The following is a 14,689-nucleotide window of genomic DNA, read 5'->3' as shown; positions in this document are numbered from 1 at the left end:
GGGCGGGCGGCGCGGGCACGGCCCCGCCCCGGCGGTCGCGACCGGCGCCCGCGCGCACCGGCGGCCCGGGCCGCCGGCGCGATGGGGCGGTTACGGGAGGCGGGGATCCGGTTACGCGGGGGCGGGGGACCGGTTGCGCCGGGGCGGGGATCCGGTTACGCGGGGGCGGGGGCGAGTTCGCGGGCGTACCGGACCTCGGGCACGGACACGCCCTCCACCTCGTACGCCTCCGTCCCGCCGTCCGGGGCGAAGCCCGCGCGCTCGTAGAAGCGGCGGGCGCGGTCGTTGCCCGCCAGGACCCACAGCCGCAGCCGCGGGAAGCCGCGTTCCGACAGGCGGGCGACCGACTCCGTCAGCAGCAGCCGCCCGATGCCGGCGCCGACCAGGTCGGGCCGTACGTAGAGGGCGTACAACTCCGCGTCGCCCGACGGCAGATCGCGGTCGCGGTACGGACCGAAGCACGCCCAGCCGACCACCTCGCCGGCGCCCGTCTCGGCGACCACGTTGACCACGTCGCCCACGCCTCTGGAGAAGAACTCGCGCCGCCGGCACGCGTCCTGCTCGACGCTCATGCCGTCCAGGTGCGCCTGCGGTATCAGCCCCCGGTACGCCACCTGCCACCCGCGCACCCGCACCGCCGCGACCGCGTCGATGTCCGCTTCCGTCATCTCCCTCACGCGCACGCCGTCCATCCGTCCACCGTAGGCGGCTTGACCCTGCCGCAGGCGGCAAGGTCGCAGGATCCCGGCCATGAACCACATCAGCGACACCGACCACGGCTCCAGTCAGGCCGCCCTCCCGTTCGACGGCAGGGTCGCCCTCGTCACCGGCGCGGGCACCGGGATCGGCCGGGCCACCGCCCGGGCCCTCGCCGCGCGGGGGGCGTTCGTGGTGGCGGTGGGGCGGCGCCCCACGCCGCTGGACGAGACGGCGGAGGGCCACCCGCGGATCCGGCCCCTGGCGGCCGACATCACCGCGGAGGGCGCCCCCGAGGACATCGTGCGGCGCGTCATCGAGACCCACGGGCGGCTGGACGTGCTGGTCAACAACGCCGCGATCGTGCGCGGCACGCCACTGGGCGGCCTCACCCCCGAGCTGGCCGCCCCGCTGCTGGCCACCAATCTCCTCGCGCCCGTCCTGCTGACCCAGGCGGCCCTCGCCCCGCTGGAGGAGACCGGCGGGGTGGTGGTGAACGTCAGCACCTCGGTCGGGCAGCGCGCCTGGCCGGGCAACTCCTTCTACGCGGCGACGAAGACGGCCCTCGAAACGCTGACCCGCAGCTGGGCCGTGGAGCTGGCGCCGCGCGGGGTCCGGGTGGCGGCCGTCGCGCCCGGCGCGATCGAGACCCCCATCGGGGAGCACCAGGGGCTGACCCCCGAACAGCGCGCGAAGGTCCGGGCCTGGCAGCTGGCCCACACCCCGCTGGGGCGGATCGGGCGGCCGGAGGAGGTGGCGTGGGCCATCGTCCAACTCGCCTCGCCGGGGGCGTCGTTCGTGACGGGAGTCGTGCTGCCGGTGGACGGCGGGGCGGTGGTCGGATGAGGGGCCCGCCGCCCGGTGGTCGTATCGCCTGGTAACCGCATTGCCTGGTAGAAACGGCACCGGAGGTGGGACCGGTGCGGATCGGGGAGCTGGCGAAGGCGACGGGCGCGACACCGCGCGCGCTGCGCCACTACGAGCAGGCGGGGCTGATCACGTCCGCGCGCGAGCACAACGGCTACCGCGTCTACGACGAGCGCGCCGCCGTCCGGGTCCGCAACATCCGCCACCTGCTCTCCGTGGGCCTCACGCTGGACGATGTCCGCTGCTTCCTGCCCTGCCTGGACGGCGACATGACGAGCGCCAGGCCCGCCGCCGAGGGGCTCAGGATCGCCCGCGAGCGGCTCGCCGTCCTCGACGCGCGCATCGCCGCCCAGGTCGAGGCCCGCGACCGGCTGGCGGCCGCCCTGAGCCGGGCGGGCGTGCCCGTCGCGGCGCCCGCCCCGCCCACAGGAAAGGGCACGGGCGGCGCGGCGGCGGGGGCCGTGCTGCCCGCGACGGCGTGACCCGACCGGATCGCACGCCCGCGACGGGCGCACCCTCACAGCAGCGTCAGCTGATCGGACCCCTCGGCCCCGGCGTCGGCCTCCTGCGCCCATCGCCTCCGCAGCCGCGCGGGGTCGAAACCCTTCGGGCCCTTCTTGCCAGGGAGTACGGTCAGCTCTTCGAATGCCTGTGCGAGTAGTTCCCGGCGGTCATCCACCATGGCGTCCGCCCAGTACTCCGCCATGGTCTGGCCGGTCGGAACCATCTCTGTCCGCCGGTCAGGCTCAGCGGCGGCCAGTTCGTCACGGCGGGCCTGGAGACGCTGGAGGCGCGCGAAGGTGGCCGCGTCCGCGTATGTGGCCAGGTCGGCCAGGGTCTCCCTGATGTCCGCCTCCACGGCGGCCAGCTCCTCCACACTAGACACCACTGTCCGCTCCCGATACATGGGCATGTGGCCAACCGTGGACAGGTAGAGGTCAGTCACGTACTCCTCTATCGGTCCGGCGGTCACGCTGACCGGAGATGGGCAGGTTCCGCCCTGGCTTCGTGTCGTACAGCGATAGCCGATGACCGGATCAGGGTTCGTCGTTCGTGACTTGCGCCGGAAGACCTGGAGAACGGACAGACAACCTGGGCAGGTCAGGAGCGAGGACAGGAGTCTGGCCGGCCGACGACCACCGCTGTACGGAGCGTCTGGGTTCGGGGCCAGGACAGCGCGAAGAGCAGCCACTTGCCCGGGAGTCAGGATCTCTGGCCAGGGGGTAAGGATGTTGCCTTCGTCGTCACGTATCGGACGGCCATTCTCGACAGCTCGGCCCATGATGTGATCGCCGGTCAGAACTTTCGCCAGTGTCTGGCGCGACCACTCCTTCGCGCGCCTGGGCTTGACGCCAGCGTGGTTCAGGCGCCGGACAACCTTGTTGAGCGGGTCTGGTTCCGTTTGCAGGAGGGACTCAGCCGCATCGCGGATGTGCTTCGCCTCCGCTGGCTCTACAGCCAGGACCCATCCCTTCGGCTCCCTGTCTTCGTTCAGTTCTGGGTTCGGTACTGCCTTGTACCCGAAGGGTGGGGTTCCTCCTCCCCAGCGGCCAGCGTGCCGAAGGCGGCGGGCCCTGTCGCGGCTCCGCTGGCGGATGCGTTCCCGCTCCGCGCGTCCGACTTCAGCCTGAATGACGAAGCGGAATCGGAAGGCATCACCGTGGAGAGAGTCCAGACCATTGCAGTCGACAAGGCGGACCGGCATGTGGGTCAGCTTGCCGGTAGCTGGGTCCTTGCCCTCAACGACGTCCAGGATCATCGCGGCGACGTTCAGGCCCTCGCGGGTCAGTCGGTCGGTGACGGGGTTCACCAGGACGTCACACGCACCGGTCCGGGCGTCATTCAACCAAGCCTGGAATTCGTCGCGGTCACGTCGGCCTCCGGACTTACCATCATCGATGTGGAGAGCCACTTCTCCGAGGTTCTCCCGAGCACACAGGGCCCGCATGTCATCGATCATGCCCTCCAGGGAGACATTCTCCGTGTCGGCGGCGACAGACAGCCGGGCGTACAAGCTGGCTCTCTTTCGTGGTCTGGTCACCCGTCAAGAGTACTGCTGTGATGTGTGGTTGGAGCCAGAATCGACATGCCGAAGGTGCGGGTGGTCACCGCGTCGGCCGCGAAGAGGGCGGGCGCGGCGGCCCCGTCCCCGTCGGTCAGGTTGTCCCAGCGCATGGCGTGCACCTCCGGGTCTCGCTCCTCCCAGCATTAGAACACACGTTTGATTGAGGGGAGAGGTGGCGGCGGCCCGCGTCCGCCGCCCCGGGGGAGGGTGACCGTGATCCGTGCTAGCCGCGTTCACCGAGCGCTGTCGGCCCCGCGGTCCACGGCCGGAGCTTGGCGGGGTTGCGCACCGCCCAGATGTGCTTGATCCGGTCGCCCGCGATGTCGAACGCGTACACCGACACCGTGACCCCGTCCTGCTGGAGGATCAGGCCGGGCCGGCCGTTGACCGTGCGTTCCAGGAGCGTCAGGTGGTCCAGCTTGCCGGCGAGGTTGACCAGGAAGCGCACGATCTGCCGGGCGCCCTCGATCGGGCGGAGCAGCGCGCCGGCGGCTCCGCCGCCGTCGGCGATCGCGGTGGCGCCGGGGTCGAGGAGGCCGATGAGGGCGTTGATGTCCTTGGCTTCCCACGCCTGCTTGAAGTTCCTGATGATGTCGGCCTGCCAGGCCACCGGAGTCGCGGGAGCCTGCGCCACGCGGATCCGGCGGCGGGCCGAGGACGCCAGCTGGCGGCAGGCCGCGGGGGTGCGGCCGAGGATCTCGGCCACCTCGGCGAAGGAATACCGGAAGACGTCGTGGAGGATGAACGAGACCCGCTCGGCCGGGGTCATCGATTCCAGCACGACGAGGAAGGCCATGTTGACCGACTCGTCGAGGGTGACCCGGTCGGCCGGGTCGGCGGTGATGCCGTCCGAGGGCCCGGCGTGCCACTCCGTGGGTTCGGGCAGCGGCTCGGGGATCCACTCTCCCACGTAGGTCTCCCGCCGGACCCGTGCCGAGGAGAGCACATTGAGGCAGAGCCGGCTGGTGACCGTGTTCAGCCAGGCCCCGGGGGAGGTGATGTCGTCCCGCTGCCGCGGGGGCAGGGCGTACCAGCGGGCGTAGGTCTCCTGGACGACGTCCTCGGCCTCGGCCAGCGAGCCGAGGAGCCGGTACGCGAGATTGATCAGGTGGCGCCGCTCGTTCATGACCGCGCTCTGGCGCGGGTCCGGCCGGCCGTCTCCTGGCTCGGAGGGGGTGGTCGCCATCGTGTTCACTGACTCCCTTGGTCGTGTCTGCCGTCATCCGTTCGACAGGGCAGCGCGGTGAATTGTCAGGTCGGCGCGCGTCGCCCGACGTTGCGGGGGTCCCTCCGCCGCCCGCGCCGCGGCCCTGCGCCGATTGGGCAAACTCGCAGCCGAGGTGGTTGGCTTGCCGCAGGCGAGGCGCCACGCGCCGGGGCGCCGGGCAATGAGTGGAGGAGAGCAATGGGCCAGGTCGAGGCCACCACCGAGCGGATCGTCACGGGAAGCCCCGAGGACGTGTTCGACGCGCTCGCCGACTACAGCGGGACGCGCGGCAGGCTGCTTCCGGAGCAGTTCAGCGAGTACGAGGTGCGCGAGGGCGGCGACGGCGAGGGCACGCTCGTCCACTGGAAGCTCCAGGCCACCAGCAAGCGGGTGCGGGACTGTCTGCTCGAGGTGTCCGAGCCGACGGACGGGCAGCTCGTCGAGAAGGACCGCAACTCCTCGATGGTCACCACCTGGACCGTCACCCCGGCGGGCGAGGGCAGGGCGCGAGTGCAGGTCACCACGGTCTGGCAGGGCGCGGGCGGCATCGGCGGCTTCTTCGAGCGGACCTTCGCGCCCAAGGGGCTGGCCCGTATCCATGACGCGGTGCTCGCCAAGCTCGCGGCCGAAGTCGAGAAGTAGGCGAGATGGCAGCCGGGACGGCACTCGAGACCTGGTCGAGAAGCAACTCCCGGCATCACCGGATCGGGTGGTTTCCCCCGCGCTGTGATTGCGTGGCCGCACACCGTCCGACCGGGGCGAAAGCCCCTCATGTCCCTCTCCCCACCGGTCAACGGCGATTCGTCGCGCTTGATCCCAGTTGTCGCGTAATGCGAGAAATGGGCGGCGGTGCAGGCGCGACGAGGGGAGAAGGACATGGGCGGGATCACCTGGACCCCCCTGGCCAAGGGGGACGAGCCGGGACGTGCTGCCGCCCCCGCGCCCGCCTGGGCCAGGACGGCGTACGAGGCGGCGCGGGAGACGGCGCACCAGGCAGGGCGCGAGGCGTCGGCGCCCTCGGCGTACCCGGCATCCCCGGCGCCCCCGCCATCCCCGGCGTATCCGGCGGCGAAGGAGCCCGGCTGGGACGTCAGGGAGGCCCAGGACGCCTGGGAGGCCCAGGACGTCAGGGAAGCCCAGGACGTCAGGGAAGCCCGGGGCCCCGGCGCGGCGGACGGCGCTCCGGGCGGGCTCAGCCCGGCCCGGGTGCGGATGGTGTTCTTCGGGCTGGTGCTCACGCTGCTGCTGGCGGCCCTCGACCAGACCATCGTGGCCACCGCCCTGCCCAAGGTGGTCGGTGAACTGCACGGCCTTGACCGGATGCCGTGGACCGTCACCTCTTATCTCCTCGCCTCGACCATCGGGCTGCCGGTCTACGGCAAGCTGGGCGACCTGATGGGGCGCAAGGGCGTCTTCCTCTTCGCCATCGCGGTCTTCGTGCTCGGCTCCGCGCTGGCGGGCTGGTCCCGCACGATGAACGAGCTGATCGCCTTCCGGGCGGTCCAGGGCGTGGGCGCCGGGGGCCTGATGATCGGCGTCCAGGCGATCATGGCGGACATCGTCCCGGCCCGCCAACGCGGCCGCTACATGGGGCTCATCGGCGCCGCCTTCGGCCTCGCGTCGGTCGCCGGGCCCCTGCTCGGCGGGTTCTTCACCGACCACCTGTCCTGGCGCTGGTGCTTCTACGTCAACGTGCCCTTCGGCCTGGTGACGATGGCCGTCGTGACCCTCGCGCTCAAGCTCCCCAGGCCCGTCCGGCGGGGGCGCTTCGACTACCTGGGCGCGCTGCTGCTGGCCGCGTCCTCCACCTGCCTGGTGCTGCTGACGAGTTGGGGCGGCACCGAGTACCCGTGGCGGTCCGGCGTCATCCTCGGGCTCGCGCTCGGGGCGCTGGGCAGCGCGATCCTGTTCGCCGTGGTCGAGGCCGTGGTGCCCGAACCGCTCATCCCGCTGCGGCTGTTCCGCGACTCGGTGTTCTGTGTCACCGGGCTCATCGGCGCGGTCGTCGGCGTGGCGCTGTTCGGGGCCGCCAGCTATCTGCCGACCTTCCTCCAGATGGTCGACGGCGTCAGCGCCACCGAGTCGGGGCTGCTGATGCTGCCCATGATGGGCGGCATGGTCGTGGCGTCCATCGCCTCCGGCCAGCTCATCAGCGGCACCGGCCGGTACCGGATCTTCCCGATCCTCGGCGGGGCGGCGTCCGCGGTCGGCATGTGGCTGCTGTCCCGGCTGTCGGAGGACACCTCCCGCCAGGACTACAGCCTGTGGATGGGGGTCCTCGGGCTCGGCGTCGGGCTGGTCCTGCCGGTGCTGATCCTCGCCGTCCAGAACTCCGTACGCCCCGCCGACCTCGGCACCGCCACCAGCGCCAACAACTACTTCCGGCAGATGGGCGGCAGCGTCGGCGCGGCCGTCTTCGGCACCCTCTTCGCCCACCGCCTCGCCGACCGGCTCGCGGTCGAACTCCCCGCCGGCGGCGCGGACCCGGGGGCGGCCGGCGCCGGAGGGCTGCCCGACCTGCCCGACCCCGAGTCCGTCACGCCGCAGCTGGTGCACTCGCTGCCCGGCCCGCTGCGCGACGGCTACATCGCGGCGTACGCCGACGCCATGCCGCGGATCTTCCTCTATCTCGTGCCGGTGCTCGTCCTGGGCTTCCTGCTCGCCTTCCTGCTGAAGGAGAAACCTCTGGTGTCCCACACCGACTTTGCCGTCCAGCAAGACCCCGTCGTCCCGGCCGCGCGCACCGTGCCCAGGACCGCGCCCGCGCCCACCACCGCCGGTGTGCCGGTCTGCGGCACCGTCCAGCACCACGACGGCACCACGGTCCCGCGCGCCGCGCTCACCCTCATCGATGTGGCGGGGCGCCAGATCGGGCGCGGGGCCACCGGGGAGGACGGGCGGTACGCGCTGAGCACGCCGGGCGCCGGCTCGTACATCCTGATCGCCGCGGCCGGCGGCCACCAGCCGCGGGCGGTCAGCGTCACCGTCGGCGACCGCCCGGTCGACCTGGACGTCGTGCTCGGCGGCGCGGGCCGGCTGGCCGGGACGGTGCGCACCGCCGACGGCGCGCCGGTGCGGGACGCGACCGTCACCCTCACCGATGTGCGCGGCGAGGTCGTCGCCACCACCCGCAGCGGGCGCGACGGCGGCTATGTGATCGCCGAGTTGGTGGCGGGCGAGTACACCCTCGCCTCCAGCGCCCCCGCCTTCCGCCCCGCCGCCCTCCCGGTCACCGTCCAGGCCTCCCGCGAGACCCGGCAGGACATCGAGCTGGCGGGCGGTGCGGTGCTGCGCGGTGTGGTGCGCGCGGGCGGCGGACGGCTCGTCGAGGACGCCCGCGTCACGCTGCTGGACGCGGCCGGCAATGTCGTGGACACCGCGACCACCACGGCGGACGGCGCCTTCCGCTTCGTCGACCTCTCGGCGGGCGAGTACACGGTGATCGCGGCCGGCTACCCGCCGGTCGCCACCGTCCTCCAGGTCGCGGGCGGCGGCCGTACCGAGCGGGACCTCCAACTCGGCCACGAGGACTGAGGGATCCGGGGCACGGGACGGCGGCTTTCCCGTGCCCTAGACTTCCCGGCCACTGGCGAGAACGCGACGCCGAAGGCACGGGCGAGGAGGAGTCGGCATGGCAACGGGGGGATGGGGTCCGCCGAACGGGCCCGGGCAGGGAGGCAACCGCTGGGGACCGCCGCCCCCGGCACCGGATCCGTACGGGCCGCCGCCGCCGGCGCCGCAGCCGTACGGGCCGCCGCCGCCGAACCCGTACGGGCCGCCGCCCCCGCCGCCCGGGCCCTACCGGCCGGCGCCCACGGGCCGCCGCTGGTACCGGCGGGTGCCCTTCCTCGCCTTCCTCTTCCCCCTGCTCCGCCTGGCGCAGCGGCCCGCGCGGAAACTGTTCGACCAGGACGGCGGCGCACGCGTCCACGACCCCGTGGTCGACCGCGTCCAGATCACCCGCACGGTGCTCGGCGTCCTCGCGACGTTCGCGCTCTACTACATGTACGGGTCGGACGGCGACCTGAAGGACCAGGCCAACGACAGCGCCGCCCAGGTCCTCCTGACCCCGGTCCTGCTCCTCGTCGCCGGACCGGTGATCGTCGCCCTCTTCATCCGCTACGCGCCCCAGGAGCGGAGGCGGATGCTGCGCTCCCGGCTCGGCGTCCCGCTCAAGACCGTCGGCTGGTACGTCCTGACCGTGGCCGTCCTCGGGGCCACCCTGTGGGTGGGCTGGGCCAACACCGACGCGATGGAAGGGCTGCACGGGGTGTGGCTGTTCGTGGCCGCCGTCCCGGCGCTCTGGTTCGTACTGTGGCTGCTGCCGTTCTTCTTCATGGCCTCGGCCTACGTCGCCCGCTCCGCCTTCAACACCGCCTATGTGCACGCCGCGCTGCCGGCCGTGATCACCGTGGTGATGGTGTGGATCATCGCCGTCATGAACGCGACCGGGAGCGGTATGCCGGGCGGGCCGCTGTGGGCCCAGTTCTGCTCCCTGTTCGGCGGCCCGCTCTCGGTAACCGCGCTCTCCCTGTGGGAACTGCGCCGACTGCGCACACGCCACGGCGTGACCATACGGGGCTGACCATGCGCGGCTGAGACGGCGGCCGCGGCATCCCCCTATTCGGGTGTTGCGGCGCGCGCCGGGGCACGACGGTCGTACCGTGGGTAGCGGTGGCGCAGATCTTGCCTGGCTAAGGAGTTTTCCGCCGATGGACCGTGGCATGTCGCGCGGCGACGATGAGCTGGGCGGGGCACCCCGGGTGCCGGCGCAGCGCGGTGGTGAGCCCGGGCGGATGCCGCTCGCGGTGGTGATCATCGATGCCGAGGGGCTGGTGACGCACTGGAGTTCGGGGGCGCGCCGGCTCTTCGGCCCGGCCCGTGAGGAGGCCCTGGGCCGCCCGGCGGTGGATCTGTTGCCGGTCTCGGGCGCGCTCGGCGGCGCGGGCTGGCAGGGCGGGGCGCCGCGCCACTCCGCGACCGGGTACGCCACGGCCGGGCGGGCCCGGATGGCGGATCGGGAGCACGGCCAGGTCGAGGTGTTGTGGTGGGCGTATCCGCTGGTCGGACCGGGCCCCGAGCGGCTGCTGGTGCTGGCGGCCGACGCCTCGCGCCTGGCCGCGGCCGAGCGCGGGTCCGGCGGGGAGCGGGAGCGGTTCTCGCCCGGCTTCGCGCTGCACACCGAGTTCCCCGGCGCGGACCGGCTCGCCGGGCGGCTGCCGGACATCCTGCCCAACATGGGCCCGGTCAGGGGCGGCCGGATCGTCTCGCAGATCCTCGAACTCGGCTATCCGGTTCTAGAGATCAGCAAGTACGAGCGGGTGCCGGTGACGCCGGACTGGGGCATGCCCCGGTATCGCGAGCGGCAGGCGCGCCAGGAGGCGGCGCGGCGTGCGGCCTCCGCCGGGGGAGCGCGGGAATTACCGGGCGCCCCCGGCGCCCCGTACGCATCCGACGACGTCGCCCCGCCCCAAAGCCTGGCGCCCCAAAGCCTCCCGTCCGAAGACCTCGCCCCGCCTCAAGACCTCAGGCCCGACGGTGTCGCCCCGCCCGATGAGCGCGACGCGCCCGATGAGCCCGACACGCTCGACGAGGTCGATCTGGAGTACGCCGCCGTCCGCGAGCGCCTGGAGTTCCTCAACGAGGTCAGCGGGCGCATCGGCACCTCCCTCGACCTCGCCCGCACCATCCGCGAGGTCACCAGCGCCGCCGTGCCCCGCTTCGCCGACTTCGCCGGCACCCATCTGCGCGCCCAGGTGCTGGCCGGCGAGGGGTTCCCCGACGGCCCGCCCGACGTCACCACCGTCTGGCACCGGGTGTGGGTCGAGCACAACGACGAACCGGGCCGCTGGGACGACACCGTGCCGGTCGGGGAGTCCATCGCCTTCCCCGAGCACACCCCGTTCTTCCAGTGCATGGTCACCGGCGAGCCCGTGCTGATCCCGTACGTCGACGACGCGTTGGGCGACCGGATCGCCGCGCAGTTCGAGAAGCGGGACCTGAGGCCGCTGATCAACGGGCGGTCGCTGCTGATCGTGCCGCTGAAGGCGCGCGACGTGGTGCTGGGCTTCATGGTGCTGATGCGCCGCCCCGGGCGGGAGCGGTTCCACGACATGGACCGTACGACGGGCGCCGAACTCGCCGCCCGCGCGGGCCTGGTGCTCGACAACTCCCGCATGTACACCTACCAGGAGAACGTCGCCGAGACGCTTCAGGACAGCATGTTGCCGCAGGTCACCCCGCGCATGGCGGGCTGCGACATCGCCACCCGCTATCTGCCGGGCACCCGGCTCGGCCGGATCGGCGGCGACTGGTTCGACTGCGTCAAGCTGCCCGGCTCGCGCACCGCGCTGGTCGTCGGGGATGTGATGGGCCACGGGCTCAACTCGGCCGCGATGATGGGCCAGTTACGTACCGCGGTACAGACCCTGGCGGCCCTCGACCTGCCGCCCGCGCAGCTGCTGCGCCACCTCGACGACCTTGCGCGGCGGCTCGGCGAGCACTACCTCGCCACCTGCCTGTACGCGGTCTACGACCCCATCCGCTCCGAGTTGCTGATCTCCAACGCGGGCCATGTCCCACCGGTGCTGGTGCGCGCCGGGGACGGCCGCAGCGAGCTGCTCGACCTGCCGACCGGGGCGCCCATCGGGGTCGGCGGGGTGCCCTTCGAGACGGCCCTGATACGGGTGGCGCCGGGCGACCGCCTGGTGCTGTGCACGGACGGCCTGGTGGAGGTGCGCGGCCAGGACATAGGCGCCGGGCTCGCCGCGCTGTGCGCGTCCGCCGCACACCCGGCCGCCTCGATGGACGAGGCCTGCGACACCATCATCCGCGCCCTCAACACCCAAGGTGGCCGCAAGGACGACGTGGCGCTGCTGATGGCCCGGCTGAACGGCGTCCCCGCCCACGACGTGGCCCGGTGGCGGCTCGCCCTGGAGCCCGGGGAAGTGGGCCGGGCGCGGCGGCTGGTGCGTGAGCGGCTGCTGCGATGGGGCCTGCCGGAGGCCGTGGAGACTACCCAACTGCTGGTCAGCGAGGTCGTCACCAATGCGATACGGCACTCCCACACCCATCACGTGGTGCTGCGCCTGGTGCGTACGGAGGCGCTGCTGTGCGAGGTGGCCGACGACGACCACGAGCTTCCGGTGCTGCTGAGCGCGGGCCCCGACGACGAGGCAGGGCGCGGACTCCGAGTGGTCAGCGCCCTGGCGCGGGAGTGGGGCAGCACCCGGACGGCCCAGGGCAAGACCGTCTGGTTCGAACAGGCCCTCTCCCACCGCGCCAGGGGGCCTCTCATACCGAGGAGTGGCGGATGACCGTGTCGGAGCGTTACCGGCAAGCGTGGGAAGGCTACTGGCGGAACACCTCGGACGCGCCGGGCGAGGCCATCTGGGACACGGACCCGTCGCTGGCGGCGATTCCGCACCTGCGGCTGCTGACCCCGTACGCCGACACCGGACTGCCGATCGTGGACCTCGGCTGCGGCAACGGCACCCAGACCCGCTGTCTGGCCGCCCACTTCCCGCGCGCCCTCGGCGTGGACCTGTCCCGGGCGGCCATCGACCACGCGCGGCGCGCCGATACCGCGAAGGTGGCCGAGTTCGAGCAGCTCAACCTCACCGACGCCGAGGCCGTACGCGAACTGCACGAGCGCCTCGGCGACGCCAACGTCTACCTGCGCGCGGTCATCCACCAGAGCGACCCGTCGGACCGGCGGCCGGTCGCCGAGGCGGTGGCCACCCTGCTGGGGCGGCGCGGGCGGGCGTTCGTGGCCGAGCTGACCGAGGAGTCCAAGAGCGTGCTGCGGGAGGCCGCCCAGGACCCCGGCGGCCCGCCGCCCAAACTCCGCCGGGTGTTCGACCACGGCCTGCGCCCCGCCGACGCGCAGGACGCGGAGGTGCCGGAGCTGCTGCGCGAGGCGGGGCTGACCGTGCTGGCCCAGGGCCCCACGACCCTGCCGCAGACCGAGTACCGGGCGGACGGGACGCGGATCGACCTGCCGGCGCGGTGGTTCGTGGTGGCTCCGGGCACCGCTCCCTGACGTCCGTGACGTCCCTGACGGCCCTGACGATCCTGACGACCGTGACGACCGCCGCCGTGGGGCAGCGGACGGCATCCGCTCAGGCCCGTTCGGCGGCGCCGGTGGCCTGCGGAGCCGCCGGTGTCCGCGTGGCGGAGGCGAGGAGTGCCAGTTTGTCGGCGCTGTCGCTGCCGGGGTCCGGGTGGTAGATGACGAGCGTCTGGCCCGCCGTGCCGTTGCCGCCTATGCCCAGCCGCTCCCGGTTGAGCCGGAGGAGACCGACCTGGGGGTGGTCGATGTGCTTGAGTTCACCCTCGCACGCCACCACGTCGTGGCGGGCCCAGAGCCGGCTGAAACGGGGGCTGGCCAGGGAGAGTTCGCCGACGAGCTCGATGAAGCGGGGGTCGTCCGTGTCGGTGCCGACGGACGCGCGGAAGCCGGCCACCAGGCACCCGGCGGCCTCCTCCCAGTCGGGGTAGAGGGCCTGTTCGGCCGGGTCGAGGAACGCGTCCCGCAGGCGGTTGGCTCCCGTCGTGAGGCGCGGTGACACGGCGGTCGCCAAGGCGTTGGCGGCGAGGACGTCGAGGTAGCGGCCCTCGATGTAGGCCGGGAAGGGGAGCGCGTCGACGAGCTTGGCCATGCCCGGAGGGACCGTCTCCTTCCGGGCGCGCCGCCGGCGCCGCCGGGGCTTCTCGGCGCCGAGGCTCAGCAGGTACGCCGTCGCGTCGTCGTCGAGTCGGAGCACGCGGGCCAGGGACTCCAGGACCTGTACGGAGGGGTTGCGGTCGCGGCCCTGTTCCAGGCGCAGGTAGTAGTCGGCGCTGATGCCTGCGAGCATCGCGACCTCTTCCCGGCGCAGGCCCGGCACGCGCCGTATCCCCACCACGGGGATACCGACCTGTTCGGGAGTGACGAGCTCACGGCGCGCGCGTATGTAATCGCCCAGCGGGTTTCGTTCGTCGGCCATCCCGCCACCGTAATGCGCGCGACCGGGGGCCTGCCTGGCCCTGTCACCCCCAGGATCGCGGGGGCCCTGGCTGGGGCGGGGCCAGGGCGGCAGCGTGGTCGGCGGTCCACCGAGCCGACTCAGCGAGGAGCGAAACCATGACAACGTATCTGCTGGTACACGGTGCCTGGCACAGTGGCCGGGCCTGGGACCGCGTGGTCCCGTTGCTGACGGCGGCCGGACACCGGCCGATCGCGCCGTCCCTGACCGGCTACGGCGACAAGGCGCATCTCCTCGGCCCCGAGGTGGGGCTCGACACCCACGTCGAGGACGTCGTCCGACTGATCACCGGGGAAGACCTCACCGATGTCGTGCTCGTCGGCCACAGCTACGCCGGGCTGGTCATCTCGTCCGCCGCCAACCAGGTCCCGGACCGGATCTCGCACCTGGTCTACCTCGACGCGATGGTCCCGGAGCACGGCGAGACGGCGGCCGATGTCCTCCCCAAGGCCCAGGAGGTGATCGACCGTGCCCTGGCGTCCGAGAGCGGCTGGCGCGTGCCGCCGATCCCCGAAATGCCGCCCCCCATGGGTCTGTTCGGGGTCACCGACCCGGAGGACGTCGCGTGGCTGCGCACCATGCTGTCGGATCAGCCGGTGCGCTGCCTCCAGCAGCCGGTCCGGCTGGACAACCCGGCCGTGAACGGCATCCCACGGACGCACATCCACTGCACCGCCGGCCAGCCGGAGGGCTTCGCCCGGCGCCCCGTCCCCGCGACCCAGCCGAACGGCTCCCCGTCACAGGTGTGGGAACTGGCGACCGGCCACGACTGCATGATCACCATGCCGGTCGAACTCACCGACCTCCTGCTCAAGCTCGGCTGAAGGC

General features: G+C 72.8%; 13 protein-coding genes. 8 read left to right on the top strand and 5 right to left on the bottom strand.

Features of this window, described 5'->3' with window-relative positions:
- Positions 1–155: 155 nt before the first annotated feature.
- Positions 156–692 carry a GNAT family N-acetyltransferase gene (locus ABFY07_RS22270; RefSeq protein ID WP_346176195.1) on the bottom strand — a complete coding sequence of 179 codons (537 nt, stop codon included), beginning with the start codon at positions 690–692 and terminating at the stop codon, positions 156–158.
- 58 nt (positions 693–750) lie between these two features.
- On the opposite strand from ABFY07_RS22270, the gene ABFY07_RS22265 reads away from it, so the two are divergent.
- Both ABFY07_RS22265 and ABFY07_RS22260 read left to right on the top strand, forming a co-directional pair.
- Entirely contained in the window at positions 751–1,542 is a 792-nt protein-coding gene (locus ABFY07_RS22265; protein WP_346176194.1) for an SDR family NAD(P)-dependent oxidoreductase, read from the top strand.
- Between the two features lie 74 nt (positions 1,543–1,616).
- Positions 1,617–2,045 (top strand): MerR family transcriptional regulator, encoded by a 429-nt coding sequence (locus tag ABFY07_RS22260; protein WP_346176193.1) that lies wholly within the window; start codon positions 1,617–1,619, stop codon positions 2,043–2,045.
- A gap of 35 nt (positions 2,046–2,080) precedes the next feature.
- On the opposite strand, the gene ABFY07_RS22255 is transcribed toward ABFY07_RS22260, so the two are convergent.
- The 3 genes from ABFY07_RS22255 to sigJ all read right to left on the bottom strand — a co-directional run bounded on the left by ABFY07_RS22255 (position 2,081) and on the right by sigJ (position 4,814).
- The gene (locus ABFY07_RS22255; protein WP_346176192.1) at positions 2,081–3,604 is read right to left on the bottom strand and encodes a recombinase family protein; all 1,524 of its coding nucleotides are present in this window, start codon (positions 3,602–3,604) and stop codon (positions 2,081–2,083) included.
- Positions 3,601–3,738: a hypothetical protein gene (locus ABFY07_RS22250; protein ID WP_346176204.1), complete on the bottom strand. Its 138-nt coding sequence runs from the start codon at positions 3,736–3,738 to the stop codon at positions 3,601–3,603. The genes ABFY07_RS22255 and ABFY07_RS22250 overlap by 4 nt, the downstream gene beginning before the upstream one ends.
- Before the next feature lie 113 nt (positions 3,739–3,851).
- Positions 3,852–4,814: an RNA polymerase sigma factor SigJ gene (sigJ, locus tag ABFY07_RS22245; RefSeq protein WP_346176191.1), complete on the bottom strand. Its 963-nt coding sequence runs from the start codon at positions 4,812–4,814 to the stop codon at positions 3,852–3,854.
- A gap of 219 nt (positions 4,815–5,033) precedes the next feature.
- Between sigJ and ABFY07_RS22240 the strand changes: the two genes are divergently transcribed.
- The 5 genes from ABFY07_RS22240 (at position 5,034) to ABFY07_RS22220 (ending at position 12,876) form a co-directional block, all read left to right on the top strand.
- Complete coding sequence (locus ABFY07_RS22240; RefSeq protein WP_065965757.1) at positions 5,034–5,477, top strand: SRPBCC family protein; 444 nt, start codon at positions 5,034–5,036, stop codon at positions 5,475–5,477.
- A 234-nt stretch (positions 5,478–5,711) separates the two neighbouring features.
- Positions 5,712–8,369 carry an MFS transporter gene (locus tag ABFY07_RS22235; protein ID WP_346176190.1) on the top strand — a complete coding sequence of 886 codons (2,658 nt, stop codon included), beginning with the start codon at positions 5,712–5,714 and terminating at the stop codon, positions 8,367–8,369.
- Positions 8,370–8,466: 97 nt separating this feature from the next.
- The gene (locus tag ABFY07_RS22230; protein WP_346176189.1) at positions 8,467–9,420 is read left to right on the top strand and encodes a hypothetical protein; all 954 of its coding nucleotides are present in this window, start codon (positions 8,467–8,469) and stop codon (positions 9,418–9,420) included.
- Positions 9,421–9,547: 127 nt separating this feature from the next.
- A complete protein-coding gene (locus ABFY07_RS22225; protein ID WP_346176188.1) occupies positions 9,548–12,151 on the top strand; it encodes a SpoIIE family protein phosphatase in 2,604 nt (867 codons plus the stop codon).
- Positions 12,148–12,876: a class I SAM-dependent methyltransferase gene (locus tag ABFY07_RS22220; RefSeq protein WP_346176187.1), complete on the top strand. Its 729-nt coding sequence runs from the start codon at positions 12,148–12,150 to the stop codon at positions 12,874–12,876. Before ABFY07_RS22225 ends, ABFY07_RS22220 begins: the two co-directional genes overlap by 4 nt.
- 79 nt (positions 12,877–12,955) lie before the next feature.
- Here the strand turns inward: ABFY07_RS22220 and ABFY07_RS22215 are convergent, their stop codons facing one another.
- Positions 12,956–13,822 carry a helix-turn-helix domain-containing protein gene (locus tag ABFY07_RS22215; protein WP_346176186.1) on the bottom strand — a complete coding sequence of 289 codons (867 nt, stop codon included), beginning with the start codon at positions 13,820–13,822 and terminating at the stop codon, positions 12,956–12,958.
- A 137-nt stretch (positions 13,823–13,959) separates the two neighbouring features.
- Between ABFY07_RS22215 and ABFY07_RS22210 the strand changes: the two genes are divergently transcribed.
- Positions 13,960–14,685, top strand: coding sequence for an alpha/beta fold hydrolase (locus tag ABFY07_RS22210; RefSeq protein ID WP_346176185.1), 726 nt, complete (start codon positions 13,960–13,962; stop codon positions 14,683–14,685).
- The last annotated feature ends 4 nt before the right edge of the window (positions 14,686–14,689 follow it).

The organism is Streptomyces sparsogenes subsp. cuspidosporus, from assembly GCF_039532705.1.
Lineage (GTDB): Bacteria > Actinomycetota > Actinomycetes > Streptomycetales > Streptomycetaceae > Streptomyces > Streptomyces sparsogenes.
This window is presented reverse-complemented; position numbering and strand designations above follow the sequence as displayed.